Genomic DNA, 14,772 nt, shown 5'->3' with positions numbered 1-14,772 from the left:
GACGTCGTCGGCGATCGTGGAGCCCGGAAGAGCGGGGCCGCCCATGCGGCCCGGAGCCTCCGCGCGGCCGGCACCCGCGACAACCGGAGCCGAATAGGAGAACGCGAGTGCTGCAGCACTCGCGTTCTCCAACTCAACTCGAGTTCTCGCAGGACGACGCGGGACGTGGCCAGACCGAAGCCGAGGCCGCCCCGGGGTGATGTGCCATGGGTGGCCTCAGACCACACCCTGTGCCGAGTCTCAACCGTGTGCTGCAGCACACAGATTCTCCAACAGGACACAGAGTGTCGTCGTCGAGCGGAGGGGCCGGCCGACCACGTGGCTGCCATGGGTGCCAGCGGTGGGGATCGATCCCATGTCGTCGGGCGCGATCCGCCACAAAAAGTAGGGGAAGAAGAAACTCTTCCCCGAGATTTTGCGGGTAAGATACCGCGACATTTCCGCAGGTCAGCGGGGTCGGTCACCAACTCTTCGAGTCAGGAATGGAACTGCGCCGTGTACATGAAAAGTCCCTGACCCAGTGTTTCAGGTCAGGGACTTTTTCGTGGAGCTGCCGGGAATTGAACCCGGGTCCTCCGTCGTGTTGGTAGGGCTTCTCCGTGTGCAGTCCGCTATGTCTCTACTTGGATCTCTCGGTCACACGAACAAGCCGAGATGACGATCCCAGTCGCTGTTTGCTGTCCCGCGTCCGCCCGCGACCGGCGAACACGGTGAGTCCCCTGAGATGATGCCGGCATCCGGATTCGGGAACTCAATCCGGGCCGACAGACTAGCCGTCGCTGATCAGGCAGCGAGGGCGTAGTCGCGCTGATTGGAATCGGCGCTTAATTGGTTGCTGCGACGCTCACGGTGGTCTCCAGCCTGCACCGACACGCTTCCCCTACCTCGACGCACGTAGTCGAAACCGATCAGCCCCGAGATAGCACCCATCGAGTTTCGATGAGCACTTAAGTCTAACAACGTGTGCAAGCCAATTCATTCCGGTGCTCGAACAGCGCTCAGGAGCATGGTGTCGCGTGCCGCGACCAGCACCGACACCCAGCCATCGCGCACCGGCACCTGCTGCCCGGTCCACAGATTGACCAAGTGTTCACCCGCAGGCAGTCCGAGGGTCGAAAGCCGAACCGACATCGCCCGCGGATGATTCTGGCGATTCGTCAGTGACACCACCGCGCCACCGTCGACCGCCCGCTTCCATATCTCCGGATCGTCGTTCACCGGTGAGCCTGCGCCGACCACCTTGTCCTGATCGACTGCGATCACCGCAGCGTTGCGCAGGGTGCTCAGGGTATCGGGGCTCATCGTGGTGAGGTCGTTGCTCGCGATCAGGGGCGCGGCCAACATCGACCACATGGCCATCTGGGTACGACCCATAGCCGGCGTCAGCCCCGACGATCCGACGACGAGTGCGTCGGGGTCGAGGAAAGCACCCTGCCCGACGCGACCGGTCAGCGGTACCGCCGCGTCGATCTCGTCGACGATGCCCTGCTGACCTGCTGGTCCTGCCGAGGTCTGCCACGCGCCGACCACGTTGTTCGACAGTCGCGTCATGGTCGCGACCCCGCCCCAGTCGTACTGGGCTCCCGGCACGACTCCCCCGGTCAGACCGCTGTTGGGATTGATGTTGTAGACGATCGGGCGGTTGGTCGAGCGCAGCGCGTCGCGCATCGCGGTGAATGCGGTCACCTGCTTGTCGTGGTCGGCGTCGGTCGAGCACCAGTCGTATTTCAGGTAGTCCACGCCCCATCCGGCGAACGTCTGCGCATCGGTCTGTTCATGGCCGAGACTCCCCGTCGACCCTGCCCGGTTGCCGAGCAGCTGCGTGCAGGTCTGCTCCGACGCACCCGAATAGACCCCGAACTTGAGACCCCGCCCATGCAGATAGGTACCCATGGCGGCCATGCCGGACGGGAACCGATCCGGGTCGGCGACCAGGCGTCCCTGCGCGTCGCGGGCGGTTGCCGACCAACAGTCGTCGATCACCACATAGCGGTAGCCGGCATCGCGCAGACCGGTCGAGACCAGTGCGTCGGCCTGGGCGCGGACGTCGGCCTCGGTGACACCGCAACCGAAGGTGTTCCAGCTGTTCCAGCCCATCGGCGGCGTCGTTGGCAGACCCGAAATCGCCGGTGGATCGCCACCCAGCCGGCCCGGCTCGTCGCCACAGCCTGCGACGGCCAATGCCAGAACTGCTGCACCGATCACCCCGACCAGCCGGCGGACGATCACATCCCCTTGACCCGACGGCCAATTTCCCGTTCGACCTCGCGCTGCGCGGTGCGCTTCGCGATGTCCTGACGTTTGTCGTGGGCCTGCTTACCGCGGGCCAATGCGAGCTCGACCTTCACCCGACCGTCGCTGAAGTACATCGACAACGGCACCAGCGTCAGGTTCCCGTCCCGGATCTTGCCGATCAAGGTGTCGATCTCACGACGATGCAGCAGCAGTTTGCGCTTGCGACGCACAGGGTGGTTGGTCCACGACCCGTTGGTGTACTCCGGGATGTGCAGCGCGTGCAGCCAGATCTCGCCGTCGTCGATGGTCGCGAAGGCGTCCACCAGCGAGGCCTTGCCGGCACGCAGGCTCTTCACCTCGGTACCGACCAGCGCGATTCCGGCTTCGTACACATCGAGAATCGAGTAGTCGTGTCGCGCCTTGCGATTGGTGGCAATCGCCGCGCGGCCCTTTTCCTTGGGCACGTCGCTCTCCTCTCTTGTGGTTCTGTCGCCGCTCCTTCGAGGCTCGCTTCGCTTCGCACCTCAGGAAGCGGAAGGTCGGTCTTACTCGCGAACGTAGACACGCAGCGTCACATATGACGTCACGCTTGCCAACACAATTCCCCCCAGCAACAACCACGGGGCGACGAAGAGAACGTCGGTGTTCTCGATGCGCGACAAGAAGCTCACACCGTACAGATCTCGTAGCGCGTTGTCGAAGAAGAATCTCTTCGCCGCGAACAGGCCGCCGATCGCGAGCAGGGCACCGATCAGCGCCGCGACCACCGCCTCGAGCAGGAACGGCAGCTGCGTGTACCACCGGGTCGCGCCGACCAGACGCATGATCGACACCTCGGTCCGTCTCGTGTACGCGGCGATCTGGACGGTGTTGATGATCAGGAGGATCGCCGCGATGGCCAGGACTGCGGCGATGGCGAAGGTAGCGTTGCGCGCGCCGTCGAGCACGTTGAATATTCGTTCGACGAGTTTGCGGTCGTCGCGGAACGATTCGACGCCCAGGTCGGTGCGGGCCCGATATTTCTCGGCGATCGTGTTGAAGTTGTCCGGGTCGGTGACGCGCACTCGCATGGAGGCCTGCAGCGTGCCCTCGCGGATGTTGTCGGCGAGGTCGGGGTTGTTCTTGAAGATCTCCTTGGCCCGCTTGTAGGCGTCCTCGCGATCGACGTAGGTCACGGCGCTCACGCCGGATTCCTTCTCGAGGTCGGTACGCAGCGTCGCGCATGGCGCCTGCTGGCAGAGCGGGTCACGGTCGGTGACGGCGTCGTTGAGGTAGAACTCCATTTCGACGCGGTCGAGGAAGATCTTCTGGCTCTTGTCGGCCATCTGGATCACCAGCAGACCACCGCCGAACATGCCGAGGGTGATTGCGGTCGTCAAGATCATCGCGATGGTCATCGTGAGGTTGCGACGCAACCCGTTCAAGACCTCGCTGATGATGAAGTTGGCTCGCATGCTCGCTGAGATGTCCTTCTGGTCGGTGGTGTCTGTGCGGCGGTCTACTACGCGGCTGGGTCAGCCGATGCCGTACACACCCTGCGGGTCGTTGCGGACCAATCGCCCGTTGTCGAATTCGAGCACCCGCCGACGCATCGCGTCGACGATGTGGCGGTCGTGCGTGGCCATCACGACGGTCGTCCCGCGTCGGTTCACGCGGTCGAGGACGTCGACGATCTCCTCGCTGGTCTCGGGGTCGAGGTTGCCGGTCGGCTCATCGGCCAGCAGAACCAGCGGCCGGTTGACGATGGCGCGCGCGATGGCGACACGCTGCATCTCACCACCCGACAGTTCGTTGGGCATGCGGTCGTGTTTGCCCTCGAGGCCGACATACTCCAGGACCTCGGGCACCACGCGCTTGATCGTCGACTGCGGCCGCCCGATCACCTCGAGGGCGAAGGCGACGTTCTCGGCGACCGTCTTCTGCTGCAGCAACCGGAAGTCCTGGAAGACGCATCCGATGGATTGGCGCAGTTTGGGCACCATCCGACCGCGCAGGCGGTTCACGTGGAATTCGCCCAGGTGGATCTCGCCCGAGGTGGGCTTGTCCTCCTTGAGCAGCAGTCGGAAGAATGTCGACTTGCCCGAACCCGACGGCCCGATGAGGAAGGCGAACTCCCCCTTGTCGACCTCCAGGCTCAAGTCCTTGAGAGCCGGCCGACTGGAGGCCTTGTACTGCATCGTGACGTTCTCCAGCGTGATCACGAGAAGCCAGTGTAACCACGACGCCTGAGAGCTCCGCTCAGGCTGCCCGGGGCGTTTCAACTGCGTTTCAGCGGGCCGGTGACGTGGTCTGAGTCGTGCCGTTCAGTCCTGGAACCGGGATCTGGAAGGGGATTCCGGGGATCGACGTCGTGGTTGTGGTGAGGCTCGGCACGGGCGCGGGCTCCCCGTATGGGGTCTGCGACGATTCCTGCGTGCCACTGACCGATGTACTCGTGACCGACGACGAACTCGGCGTCGAACTACGCGTGGTCTCGTAGGTCTGCTGGGTGGTGCGAGGAGCCGGTTGCTGTGTCGTCTGATCCACCACGCCATAACGCTGTGAGGTGTACCCGTACACCCACAACAGCGCGATGAAGGCGATCACCAGCACTGCGGTGCTCGTCCGCACTCGGGTCCCGCGGATATGACCCCAGTCGCGCTTGCGAAACCATCCGGAACTGCTTTGGGCGCGCTGGGCCCGCAACGACCCCGTGGTGGTTGGACCGGAATTGCCCTTGTCTTCGGGATCGGTTCCGCTGGCCGGGTCTTTCTCAGTCATCGCCGCGGTCACCTCCGCTCGGCTGGAGAGTGGCCGGGGGCGCGGACTGGGCTTGCACTTCGCGGCCGAGCGCGACGGTGATGCCTTCGGCCGCCAATCTCCGCACGATGAGGATGCGCAGCGCGCGGGCGATCTCGAACTGCTTGCCCGGGAGGGTCCGGGCCACCATCCGCACCGTGATCGCCTCGAGCTCGAGGTCGATGACCCCGAGCGGAGTCGGCGCGTCGAGCATGAGGCGGTGCATCCGAGGATCGTCGAAGAACTCCTGCCCGACCTCTTCGAGAATGTCGTTGACACGACCGATGTCGGCCTCGGCCGGGATCGGGACGTCCACCACCGCGCGTGCCCAATCCTTGGACAGGTTGGTTGCCTTGATGATCTGGCCGTTCGGAACCGTGACCATCTCGCCGTCGCTGGTGCGCAGTTTTGTCACGCGCAGTGTGACGTCCTCGACGGTGCCGTCGGCGAATCCCCCGCCCGTGACCATCAGGCTGACGACGTCGCCGTAGCCGTATTGCTTCTCGGTGACCACGAAGAATCCGGCGAGAAGATCCTGGACCACGCGTTGCGCGCCGAAACCGAGGGCCGCACCGAGCACCGCGCCCGGCCCGACCAGTCCGGTGATCGGGATGTTGAAGACGCCCATGATGTGCACACCGCAGATGAGCGCCACGATCACGATGAACACCCAGCTGACTACCTGAACGACCGCACGCATGTGCTTGGTGCGCTCGGTCCGAACGATCTGGTCACTGTCCTGGAACTCGTCCTCGACGCGCGCGCCGTAGCGGTCGGCATTCCACCGTATGAAGCGGATCACGATTGCCGCAGCGAGAATCCACAGCAGGATTTCGAGCCCGTCGGTGACCAGCCACACGTAGAAGCGGCCGATGATGGACTCGGACTCCGGGCCGAGAATTGCGATGTTCAGCTCAGGCCTCTGCATCGGCCATCCGCCATCGGATGCCTGCTTCGATGAACTTGTCCAGCTCACCGTCGAGCACTGCCGACGGGTTGTTGTCTTCGACGCCGGTGCGCAGATCCTTCACCATCTGATACGGGTGCAGCACGTACGAGCGCATCTGGTTGCCCCAACTCGATCCGCCGTCGCCCTTGAGCGCATCGAGCTCGGCGCGCTCTTCCAGTCGTTTCCGTTCGAGCAGCTTGGCCTGCAGCACCCGCATCGCCGACGCCTTGTTCTGCAACTGGCTCTTCTCGTTCTGGCAGGTGACCACGATCCCGGTCGGGATGTGCGTGAGCCGCACCGCCGAGTCGGTGGTGTTGACCGACTGACCACCGGGCCCCGACGACCGGTACACGTCGACCTTCACGTCGTTCTCGTCGACGTCGATGTGGTCGGTGGTCTCGACCACCGGCAACACCTCGACCTCGGCGAACGACGTCTGGCGGCGGCTCTGGTTGTCGAACGGGCTGATCCGGACGAGCCGATGGGTGCCCTGCTCCACCGACAACGTGCCGTACATGTAGGGGGCTTTCACGGCGAACGTCGCACTCTTGAGACCGGCCTCCTCGGCGTAGGAGGTGTCGTAGACCTCGACCCCGTACCCGTGCTGTTCGGCCCAGCGCACGTACATGCGCATCAGCATCTGTGCCCAGTCGGCGGCGTCGACACCACCCGCGCCCGAGCGGATGTTGACCAGCGCGTCACGCGAGTCGTACTCGCCGGCCAGCATGGTCTTGACCTCCATCGCCTCGATGTCGGTGCGCAGGGTGGTGCGGTCGTTGTCGGCGTCAGCCAGCGCGGCGGTGCGGTCGTCGCCCTCCTCGGCGTCGGCGAGCTCGTACAGAACGGGCAGATCGTCGAGACGTTGCCGCAGTTCAGAGACCTTCCGGAACTCCGACTGCGCATGCGACAACTCGCTGGTCACCTTCTGCGCGTGCTCCTGGTCGTTCCAGAGGTCGGGGTCGGAGGCCTGCATCTCGAGCTCGTCGATCCGGCGACGCAGCTCGTCGAGGTCGAGGACTTTCTCGACCGTCGTCAAGGTGGCGTCGAGGGATTCGAGATCTGCGGTTACGTCGGGATGCACGGTTTACCAGGATACCGACCGGATTCCCGGGCCGTTCAATCGCCGAAGGAGGAACCGCCCGGCGGCGGACCCGCCTGCCCCAGATCACCGAAGCGCCACGACGTCGCAGCCTTGTGCGGCTTGTAGAGAACGGAAATGTCGTCGCCGATCGCGGGCCACCGATCGGTGGTTCCGAGCACGAGAGTGCCGTACACCTCGGTGGGATTGGTCTCGGGTCCGACGATGGTGCCCGATATCGTGGCGAACCGTTCACCGTTTTTGTCGCCCTCGTCGGGCCGATCGCTGACGCCGGTGATCGTGAAGGTGCCCTGCACATAGTTCGCGGCCTGGCCTGGCGTCAGCGGCCGCGGGTTACGACCCCGCTGCCATTGCACGATCATCACCACCACGAGTGCCGCCAACAGGAAACTGAACGCCACCGCGAGCCACATGGCAGCCAGCGTACCGATCCGACATTTGCGACGGCGCCGAGGCGGGGAACTAAGCTACCCGGGTGTCCCCCGCTTCCCCGCGCATCTCCGATGACCTCGACCTCGCGCTGTCGCTGGCCGCATCGGCCGACGAGCTCACGTTGCGGCGATTCGGCGCGATCGACCTCCGCGTGGATGCCAAACCCGACCTCACTCCGGTCTCCGACGCCGACCTCACGTGCGAAACGCTTCTGCGCGAACGCATTTCGTCGCAGCGCCCGGGCGACTCGGTGCTCGGCGAGGAGTTCGGCGGCGAACGCGAGCTGACCGGCCGGCAGTGGGTGATCGACCCGATCGACGGCACCAAGAACTTTGTGCGCGGGGTTCCGGTGTGGGCCACCCTGATCGCGCTGCTCGTCGACGGCGAGCCCGTGGTCGGGGTTGTCTCGGCCCCGGCGCTGCGTCGACGATGGTGGGCGGCAACCGGACTCGGCGCCTTTGCCGCGTTCGGCGACGACGAGCCGCGTCGCATCCAGGTATCGGGTGTCGATGACGTAGCGTCGGCGAGCCTCGCGTTCTCCAGCCTGTCGGGCTGGGCGGACCGCGGCATCCGCGATCAGTTCATCGCCTTCACCGACCAGGTGTGGCGCGTTCGCGGGTACGGCGACTTCTTCAACTACTGTCTGGTCGCCGAAGGTGCGGTCGACATCGCAGCCGAACCCGAGGTGTCCCTGTGGGATCTCGCGCCCCTCGACGTGCTGGTCCGCGAGGCCGGCGGGAGTTTCACCGCACTCGACGGCACACCCGGTCCCGCGGGCGGGAGCGCGGTCGCAACCAATGGCCTGCTGCACGACGCAACGCTGGCGGCATTGCACGGCGCCTGACCACCACGCCGTCTGGCCATATCGGCCTGGCCGGACGGACAGTCCCGCGTCGATGTCAACACGCCGTCGTCATGGCGGACCTAGCGTCTGATGGGTCAGTACCCCCACGGACAAGGGAGTCCGACCATGGCAACATTTCCCGGCCTCGCCCATGTGGCCATCACCGTCTCAGACCTCTCGGCCAGCACCAAGTGGTACGCCCAACTCTTCGACGCCGACCCGGTCCTCGACGAGGACGAGGAGTCGGGCGACTTCCACCACACCGTCTTCGCACTGGGCGACGGCATGCTCTTTGGCCTGCACACCCACACTCGCCCGGGTTCGGCGGACGGCTTTGACGAGAGTCGCACCGGTCTCGATCACATCGCGTTCGCCTGCTCGCAGGCCGATCTCGACGGTTGGATCGCGCGCCTGGATGCGCAGGGAATCTCCCACAGTGGCGTCAAGCACGCGCACTACGGCTCCGGGATCTCCTTCCGCGATCCCGACAACATCGCGTTGGAGTTCTTCGCACCGCCCGCGTGAGCAACACCCGACTCTCCGAATCAGCGACCCACCCGCCGACTGCGTCGGATCTCTGTACGCCCCAGCCAGACCACGTGCACTCTGCATTTGACTGGGCTCCCAGGTACAGATTTCCGCAGTTCAGGAGGCCGAAGGCAGTACTCTTCGGATCAGAGGTCGACGCCGTTCTCCGCGTCGAGCACCCGGAAGTCGGTGGCCGGGTTCCGCATCTCCTGCAATCGAGAGTTGTGCACGGCGATGCCGGCCTCGGATTGGACGGCCTGGTGGATCGGCACCGCGACGCGCGGCGCAACCCCCCGAAGGTAGTCGACGGACTCGCTGAGCTTCATCCATGGCGCGGCAGCGGGCAGCGCGAGGACGTCGATCTTCTCGAAGGGGATGTAGAAGGAGTCACCGGGGTGCATGAACTTCGCCGGTTCGGCATCGGTGCCCAGGATGTAAGCGACGTTGTCGATCACCGGGATCTCCGGATGGATGACGGCGTGCCGGCCGCCGGTGACGCGCGCTGTCACGTTTCCGAACTGCACGCTCGTACCACTATGCGCCGCCGTCCATTCGCCCGCGACGTCGTCGCCGTTGAGCTGAGCCGATGTCTGCGGGTCGGCGAAGCGGGCGGCGTCGGGATTGGCTGCGACGAGGTCGGGCAGTCGTGCGACGTCGCAGTGGTCGGGGTGCTGGTGGGTGATCAGGATCGCGTCGAGCCCGGTGATTCCCTCGAAGCCGTGAGAGAAGTTGCCCGGGTCGAAGAGCACTCGGGTTCCGTCGAGTTCGACGAGCAGGCAGGAATGGCCGAAATGAGTGATCTGCATGCCACCACTGTGCTCCGCACTCCCGGTGGTGTCACGTGATGATCGGGAAGATTCCCCAGCCGGCCGCGGTGTCGACGGCACGGAACACCCCGTAGCCGAGCCACACTGCGACAAAGCCCACGACCAGGCGAACACTCAACCACGACCGGGTCCGCTCGAGTGGCGCACCATCGCGCAACACCAGCGACCAGAGCGCGATCACGACGGCGACCGCCGTCAACACCAGCAGCAGCGGGCCGAACAGATTGAACGAGAATGCGTTCGACACGTCACCGTGCATCAACGACACCCAGCTGCGGGTCAGCCCGCAGCCGGGACATGGGAGTCCGGTGAGCCGGCGGAACGGGCACACCTCGGGACCCGACGACGCGCCCGCGGGCGACCACGCGCATGCGACCGCGATCCCGGCGATCCCGACCCCAGCGACGGTGGCTGCTCCGGCCAGGCTCACACTGGACAAGGCGCGACCCGGCTCGGCGGTGGCCACCGCGGCATCCTGAAGACCCTGGTCGGCGCGTGGTTCGGACGTCACCCGACCAGCGTAGCCAGGCCGGTGCCCGTCGTCATCGATCAACCGTGTGACAGGCATCCAAGAAAAACGTGACAAGCTTCTTACCGAGTAGTAAGGTACGTACTTACTACCGAGTAAGATCGGTGCGATCAAACCCTCACGCCAACCGGGATCCTCCCCGAGAACAGCTGGTGAACATGACTACCCACACCGAACCGCGCGACACCTCCGCCGTCGGAAAGACCAAGCACCCGCGCAACTTCATCGGCACCGCCATGCGCGTACTGACCACCGTCACCGGCTCGGAGTTCGCCGAGAAGTACCAGATCCGCGAGCCGATCAACCGCATCGCCTACCAGGCCACCAAGACCGGCTTCCAGACCCTCGGTGCCGCCAACCGTGCGTTCAAGGCCGCCCAGGGCGGATCCGGTAAGGCCAAGCGCCTCACCAGCACCCCCAAGGACTACTTCAACCTCACGCCCGACGACGAGCAGCAGATGATCGCGGAGACGGTGCGCGAGTTCGCCACCGAGATCCTGCGTCCCGCCGCCTACGACGCCGACGCCGCCGCGACCGCACCCGAGGAGATCCTCAATCGATCGGCCGAACTCGGCATCACCATGATCAACGTGCCCGAGGAACTCGAGGGCGCAGCCACCGAACGCGGCGTCGTGACCAACGCGCTGGTCGCCGAGGCCATGGCGTACGGCGACATGGGCCTGGCCATCCCGCTGCTCGCACCGAGCGGCGTGGCCACCACCCTCACCAACTTCGGAAGCGACGACCAGCAGCGCACCTACCTGCCCGACTTCGCCGGCGAGGACGTCCCGCAGTCCGCGGTCGTCATCGCCGAGCCGAAGCCACTGTTCGACGCATTCAACCTGTCCACCAAGGCAACTCGTGTCCCCAGCGGTTACCGCCTCAATGGTGTGAAGTCGTTCGTCCCGGCAGCCGGGTCGTCGGAGTTGTTCATCGTCGGCGCCCAACTCGAGGGCAAGCCCGCGCTGTTCATCGTCGAATCCGACTCGAAGGGTCTGATCGTCGAAGCCGATCCGGGTATGGGCGTGCGTGCCGCAGGCATGGGCCGTCTGCTCCTGCAGGATGTCGCCGTCCCGACGTCGGCTCTCATCGGTGAGGGCGAGTCCTCTGCTGCTGCCTACCGCGACGTCGTTCGGCTCTCGCGTCTGGGCTGGTCGGCGCTGGCTGCCGGCACCGCCAAGGCCGTCCTCGACTACGTGATTCCCTACGTCAACGAGCGTGAGGCCTTCGGCGAGCCGATCTCCAACCGTCAGGCCGTGGCCTTCATGGTCGCCACAATCGCGACCGAGGTCGACTCGATCCGCCTTGTCACCCTGCGTGGCGCGGCTCGTGCCGAACAGGGACTGTCGTTTGCTCGCGAGGCCGCACTGGCCCGCAAGCTGACCATCGACAAGGGCCTGCAGATCGGCCTCGACGGCGTGCAGTTGCTCGGTGGCCACGGTTTCACCAAGGAGCATCCGGTCGAGCGCTGGTACCGCGACCTGCGTGGCGCGGGCATCGGCGAAGGCATCGTCGTCCTCTGACGACCCACCGGACTTCAGGAGCATCGCAATGAGCATCAATCTGGAACTGCCCAAGAAGCTGGGCGTCACCATCGACCAGGCCCATCAGGCCGCCGCCGAGATCTTCCGGCCGATCTCACGCAAGTACGACCTGCGTGAGCACGCCTACCCGGTGGAGCTCGACACTCTGGCCAGCCTGTACGACGGTCTGTCCGAGACCGGCCAGGCCGGTGCCGGTGCCGACGCCGGCCGCAGCCGCGAGAAGACAGCGAAGCCCAAACCCGAGGGCACTGTCGTCAACGGCGGCAACATGCAGTCCGTCGTCAATGTGATGGAAACCTCGTGGGGCGACGTCGGCCTCATGCTGTCGATCCCCTACCAGGGGCTGGGCAACTCGGCGATCGCCGCGGTCGCCACCGACGAGCAACTCGAACGCTTCGGCAAGGTGTGGGCCGCGATGGCCATCACCGAACCGAGCTTCGGCTCCGACTCCGCGGCCGTCACCACAACGGCCCGGCTCGACGGCGACGAGTACGTCCTCAACGGTGAGAAGATCTTCGTCACCGCGGGGTCGCGCGCCACGCACATCGTCGTGTGGGCGACCGTGGACAAGAGCCTGGGCCGTGCGGCCATCAAGAGTTTCGTCGTGCCGCGTGAGCATCCCGGGGTCGAGGTCGTCCGGCTCGAGCACAAGCTCGGCATCCGCGTCTCCGACACCGCGGTCATCCGGTTCGAGAACTGCCGCATCCCCAAGGAGAACCTGCTGGGATCGCCCGAAGTCGACACCAAGAAGGGCTTCGGCGGGGTCATGCAGACCTTCGACAACACCCGTCCGCTGGTCGCGGGCATGGCCGTGGGTGTCGCGCGTGCCGCTCTGGAAGAGCTGCGGCGCATCCTCGAGGACGCCGGCATCGAGATCGACTACGACCGCCCCGCCGCCGACCAGCATGCCGCCGCCGCCGAGTTCATCCGCATGGAATCCGACTGGGAGGCAGCGTATCTGCTCACCATGCGCGCCTGCTGGATGGCCGACAACAAGCAGCCGAACTCGCTCGAGGCGTCGATGGCCAAGGCCAAGGCCGGCCGAACCGGCACCGACATCACCAACAAGACAGTCGAATTGACCGGAACCGTGGGCTTCTCGGAACGTCTCCTGGTGGAGAAGTGGGCCCGCGACTCCAAGATCCTCGACATCTTCGAGGGCACCCAGCAGATCCAGCAGCTGATAATCGCCCGCCGTGTGCTCAACAAGAGCAGCGCCGAGCTGAAGTGAGCTGAGCCAGACCAGAAGTGGCATGCCGGAAGAGGGCCGGCATGCCACTTCGCTTTCTCCGGGCTGGGTGCGAGCCTCGAAGCCGTTGGCGAGCTGAAGTTCTCAGCCCGCAGGCACCAACAGCACCGGCACCTTGCGTTGTCCGATCACCCGGTGCGCCACGGACTGTCCCAGCAGCGCATCCAGGTGCGACATCAGCCCGCCACGCGGGTTCCCGACCACCACCATCAGCGCCGAGTATCGGTCGGCCACCGTGATGAGCAGGTCGGCAGCCGATCCATGGCCGCTGTGATAGGTCCATGACGCCGGCACGGCGTCGAGCAGCCGTCGGGCCTCCAGCGCATTCTCGTCGACGGTCGCGGCGAACTGCTCACTCCAATCGGGCGCGTCCGGGTCGAGCGGCTCGTCATCGAGGTCGACGAAGTGCACGAGGTGGATGTGCGCGTCGAGCCGGTCGGCGAGCATCACCGCGAATCGAACGGCGGCAACGCTGTCGGGCTGGCGGTTCCACCCGATCACCAATGCGGCCTGCGCGCGCTTGGCCGGGGTGGGGCCGCGCCGGTGTCTGCGCAGTGGACCGTTGTCGTCGTATTGGCCGAAGGTGTTGTCGTCTGCCATGTCTGACTCCTCTACAGCGCCCACGCCAGGGCGAGTCCGGCCGCGCAGGCGGCCACCGATGCGACCACCGACGCCAGCGCATTCGCCAATGCCCTCATGCCGTCGCGGCGTTGCGCGAGCCGCGTCGTCTCGACCGACGCGGTGCTGAACGTCGTGTAGCCGCCACAGAATCCGGTGCCGAGGATCGCCTGCAGGTCCGACGGTGCGGCGTGGTAGATCACCAGTCCGGCGAGAACACCGAGCAGCAGCGAACCGGTCACGTTGATGACGAGCGTCGCCCAGGGGAACGTCGTCGGACGCCACTGTTTCACGGCGCCGTCGACCACGAACCGTGCCACCGAACCCACCGCGCCGGCCAGCAGGATCAGCGCAACCGTCACGACACCGCTCCTCGCCCGCGCAGGAGTTGGCCGGCGACAACGATTCCCGCCCATGCACACACAACCCCGAGCACCACGCTCGATGCCGCATAAGCGATTCCCAGCCCGACCGCGCCATGGTGACCGAGTTGCGTCGTCTCGAGAGCGAACGAGCTATAGGTGGTGTACGAGCCGCAAAAACCTGTGCCGACCAGCACCCGAATGGTGCGGCGCCACCCGTCGTCGGGCCCTGCCAGGGCAAGCACCTCAAGCAACGCCCCGAGAATGAACGCGCCACTCAAGTTGACACCGAACGTCGCCCATGGCCAGTCCGTGCCGTATGCGGGAAACAGGTGTTCGGTCAGGTAGCGCAATCCGGTGCCGGCGATTCCACCGAGAAACACGAGTGCGATCGCCCGCCACTGCAGATGAAGCGGGCGCGAACTGTCCGGATCGAGTGGCAGTTCGGGGTGCGAGTCGGCTGCGTGATCGGCCATGCGTCAGTCCTATCCGTCATTTCGGACAGGAGCCATCAGCCGTGTCGGCGGTTCGGAGCAATCACACTCCCGGTGGAGATCCATCACCGTGGACAACGGTAGCAGGGAGGAGGCGTGGATGTCCCGATCCTCACCGCTGCGGCCCTGGCCATGGAGTGCGGGAGGTGGGAAGAGTGCCGTCGTCCTACCTCCCGCACTGCTTCTGAACGGTAGTGCCCCGTGGAGTGGTGGACTTCGGATCGGCGTGGAATCACGCGTGGTGATCAACGAGTCATGTTGAATGCTAGGCGGTTTGGTGGGAT

At 65.5% G+C, this 14,772-nt stretch carries 17 protein-coding genes, 1 other RNA gene and 1 riboswitch; of the genes, 4 read left to right on the top strand and 14 right to left on the bottom strand.

What is annotated here, in order from left to right; all coding sequences use genetic code 11:
* Positions 1-542: 542 nt before the first annotated feature.
* The 9 genes from ssrA to ABZW74_RS21940 all read right to left on the bottom strand — a co-directional run bounded on the left by ssrA (position 543) and on the right by ABZW74_RS21940 (position 7,474).
* Positions 543-916, bottom strand: a transfer-messenger RNA (tmRNA) gene (gene ssrA, locus ABZW74_RS21980).
* Between the two features lie 59 nt (positions 917-975).
* Complete coding sequence (locus ABZW74_RS21975) at positions 976-2,229, bottom strand: glycoside hydrolase family 27 protein (protein ID WP_240861086.1); 1,254 nt, start codon at positions 2,227-2,229, stop codon at positions 976-978.
* The gene (gene smpB, locus ABZW74_RS21970; protein WP_240861084.1) at positions 2,226-2,699 is read right to left on the bottom strand and encodes an SsrA-binding protein SmpB; all 474 of its coding nucleotides are present in this window, start codon (positions 2,697-2,699) and stop codon (positions 2,226-2,228) included. The genes ABZW74_RS21975 and smpB overlap by 4 nt, the downstream gene beginning before the upstream one ends.
* An 81-nt stretch (positions 2,700-2,780) precedes the next feature.
* Entirely contained in the window at positions 2,781-3,689 is a 909-nt protein-coding gene (ftsX, locus tag ABZW74_RS21965) for a permease-like cell division protein FtsX (protein WP_240861082.1), read from the bottom strand.
* Between the two features lie 60 nt (positions 3,690-3,749).
* A complete protein-coding gene (gene ftsE, locus ABZW74_RS21960; RefSeq protein WP_240861079.1) occupies positions 3,750-4,436 on the bottom strand; it encodes a cell division ATP-binding protein FtsE in 687 nt (228 codons plus the stop codon).
* A gap of 67 nt (positions 4,437-4,503) precedes the next feature.
* Positions 4,504-4,995, bottom strand: coding sequence for a hypothetical protein (locus tag ABZW74_RS21955; RefSeq protein WP_355279344.1), 492 nt, complete (start codon positions 4,993-4,995; stop codon positions 4,504-4,506).
* On the bottom strand, positions 4,988-5,941 hold the full coding sequence (locus ABZW74_RS21950) for a mechanosensitive ion channel family protein (RefSeq protein WP_240861075.1): 954 nt from the start codon (positions 5,939-5,941) through the stop codon (positions 4,988-4,990). The genes ABZW74_RS21955 and ABZW74_RS21950 overlap by 8 nt, the downstream gene beginning before the upstream one ends.
* On the bottom strand, positions 5,928-7,043 hold the full coding sequence (gene prfB / locus ABZW74_RS21945; RefSeq protein ID WP_240861073.1) for a peptide chain release factor 2: 1,116 nt from the start codon (positions 7,041-7,043) through the stop codon (positions 5,928-5,930). Before prfB ends, ABZW74_RS21950 begins: the two co-directional genes overlap by 14 nt.
* A 35-nt stretch (positions 7,044-7,078) precedes the next feature.
* Positions 7,079-7,474, bottom strand: coding sequence for a hypothetical protein (locus tag ABZW74_RS21940; protein ID WP_240861071.1), 396 nt, complete (start codon positions 7,472-7,474; stop codon positions 7,079-7,081).
* Between the two features lie 62 nt (positions 7,475-7,536).
* Here ABZW74_RS21940 and hisN point away from each other — a divergent pair, with 62 nt between their 5' ends.
* Both hisN and ABZW74_RS21930 read left to right on the top strand, forming a co-directional pair.
* The gene (gene hisN, locus ABZW74_RS21935) at positions 7,537-8,337 is read left to right on the top strand and encodes a histidinol-phosphatase (protein WP_240861070.1); all 801 of its coding nucleotides are present in this window, start codon (positions 7,537-7,539) and stop codon (positions 8,335-8,337) included.
* 126 nt (positions 8,338-8,463) lie between these two features.
* On the top strand, positions 8,464-8,862 hold the full coding sequence (locus tag ABZW74_RS21930; protein ID WP_240861068.1) for a VOC family protein: 399 nt from the start codon (positions 8,464-8,466) through the stop codon (positions 8,860-8,862).
* 149 nt (positions 8,863-9,011) lie between these two features.
* On the opposite strand, the gene ABZW74_RS21925 is transcribed toward ABZW74_RS21930, so the two are convergent.
* Entirely contained in the window at positions 9,012-9,671 is a 660-nt protein-coding gene (locus tag ABZW74_RS21925; RefSeq protein ID WP_355279338.1) for an MBL fold metallo-hydrolase, read from the bottom strand.
* A 31-nt stretch (positions 9,672-9,702) separates the two neighbouring features.
* Positions 9,703-10,203 (bottom strand): DUF2752 domain-containing protein, encoded by a 501-nt coding sequence (locus ABZW74_RS21920; RefSeq protein ID WP_355279336.1) that lies wholly within the window; start codon positions 10,201-10,203, stop codon positions 9,703-9,705.
* Between the two features lie 176 nt (positions 10,204-10,379).
* Here ABZW74_RS21920 and ABZW74_RS21915 point away from each other — a divergent pair, with 176 nt between their 5' ends.
* On the top strand, positions 10,380-11,744 hold the full coding sequence (locus tag ABZW74_RS21915) for an acyl-CoA dehydrogenase family protein (RefSeq protein ID WP_355279333.1): 1,365 nt from the start codon (positions 10,380-10,382) through the stop codon (positions 11,742-11,744).
* Between the two features lie 28 nt (positions 11,745-11,772).
* Entirely contained in the window at positions 11,773-12,996 is a 1,224-nt protein-coding gene (locus ABZW74_RS21910; RefSeq protein ID WP_240861059.1) for an acyl-CoA dehydrogenase family protein, read from the top strand.
* A gap of 102 nt (positions 12,997-13,098) precedes the next feature.
* Here ABZW74_RS21910 and ABZW74_RS21905 read toward each other — a convergent pair whose 3' ends face one another.
* From ABZW74_RS21905 to crcB (ABZW74_RS21895), 3 genes are read right to left on the bottom strand one after another with little or no spacing between them, the layout of a single operon-like run.
* A complete protein-coding gene (locus ABZW74_RS21905) occupies positions 13,099-13,614 on the bottom strand; it encodes a universal stress protein (RefSeq protein WP_355279330.1) in 516 nt (171 codons plus the stop codon).
* 11 nt (positions 13,615-13,625) lie between these two features.
* The gene (gene crcB / locus ABZW74_RS21900) at positions 13,626-13,994 is read right to left on the bottom strand and encodes a fluoride efflux transporter CrcB (RefSeq protein WP_240861056.1); all 369 of its coding nucleotides are present in this window, start codon (positions 13,992-13,994) and stop codon (positions 13,626-13,628) included.
* Positions 13,991-14,470: a fluoride efflux transporter CrcB gene (gene crcB / locus ABZW74_RS21895; protein WP_240861054.1), complete on the bottom strand. Its 480-nt coding sequence runs from the start codon at positions 14,468-14,470 to the stop codon at positions 13,991-13,993. The genes crcB (ABZW74_RS21900) and crcB (ABZW74_RS21895) overlap by 4 nt, the downstream gene beginning before the upstream one ends.
* Positions 14,471-14,489: 19 nt before the next feature.
* Positions 14,490-14,567: riboswitch (Fluoride riboswitch) on the bottom strand.
* Between the last annotated feature and the right edge of the window lie 205 nt (positions 14,568-14,772).

The organism is Gordonia sp. NPDC003585 (assembly GCF_040610755.1).
In the GTDB taxonomy this organism is placed as follows: Bacteria; Actinomycetota; Actinomycetes; order Mycobacteriales; family Mycobacteriaceae; genus Gordonia.
The sequence above is the reverse complement of the archived record's forward strand: the minus strand, read 5'-3'. Positions and strand labels throughout refer to the sequence as shown.

Coding starts and splice junctions, on each gene's coding strand:
- ftsX (WP_240861082.1), bottom strand. CDS start 3,689: ATGCGAGCCAACTTCATCATCAGCGAGGTCTTGAACGGGTTGCGTCGC.
- ABZW74_RS21955 (WP_355279344.1), bottom strand. CDS start 4,995: ATGACTGAGAAAGACCCGGCCAGCGGAACCGATCCCGAAGACAAGGGC.
- ABZW74_RS21950 (WP_240861075.1), bottom strand. CDS start 5,941: ATGCAGAGGCCTGAGCTGAACATCGCAATTCTCGGCCCGGAGTCCGAG.
- ABZW74_RS21940 (WP_240861071.1), bottom strand. CDS start 7,474: ATGTGGCTCGCGGTGGCGTTCAGTTTCCTGTTGGCGGCACTCGTGGTG.
- ABZW74_RS21930 (WP_240861068.1), top strand. CDS start 8,464: ATGGCAACATTTCCCGGCCTCGCCCATGTGGCCATCACCGTCTCAGAC.
- ABZW74_RS21925 (WP_355279338.1), bottom strand. CDS start 9,671: ATGCAGATCACTCATTTCGGCCATTCCTGCCTGCTCGTCGAACTCGAC.
- ABZW74_RS21915 (WP_355279333.1), top strand. CDS start 10,380: ATGACTACCCACACCGAACCGCGCGACACCTCCGCCGTCGGAAAGACC.
- ABZW74_RS21910 (WP_240861059.1), top strand. CDS start 11,773: ATGAGCATCAATCTGGAACTGCCCAAGAAGCTGGGCGTCACCATCGAC.
- ABZW74_RS21905 (WP_355279330.1), bottom strand. CDS start 13,614: ATGGCAGACGACAACACCTTCGGCCAATACGACGACAACGGTCCACTG.
- crcB (WP_240861054.1), bottom strand. CDS start 14,470: ATGGCCGATCACGCAGCCGACTCGCACCCCGAACTGCCACTCGATCCG.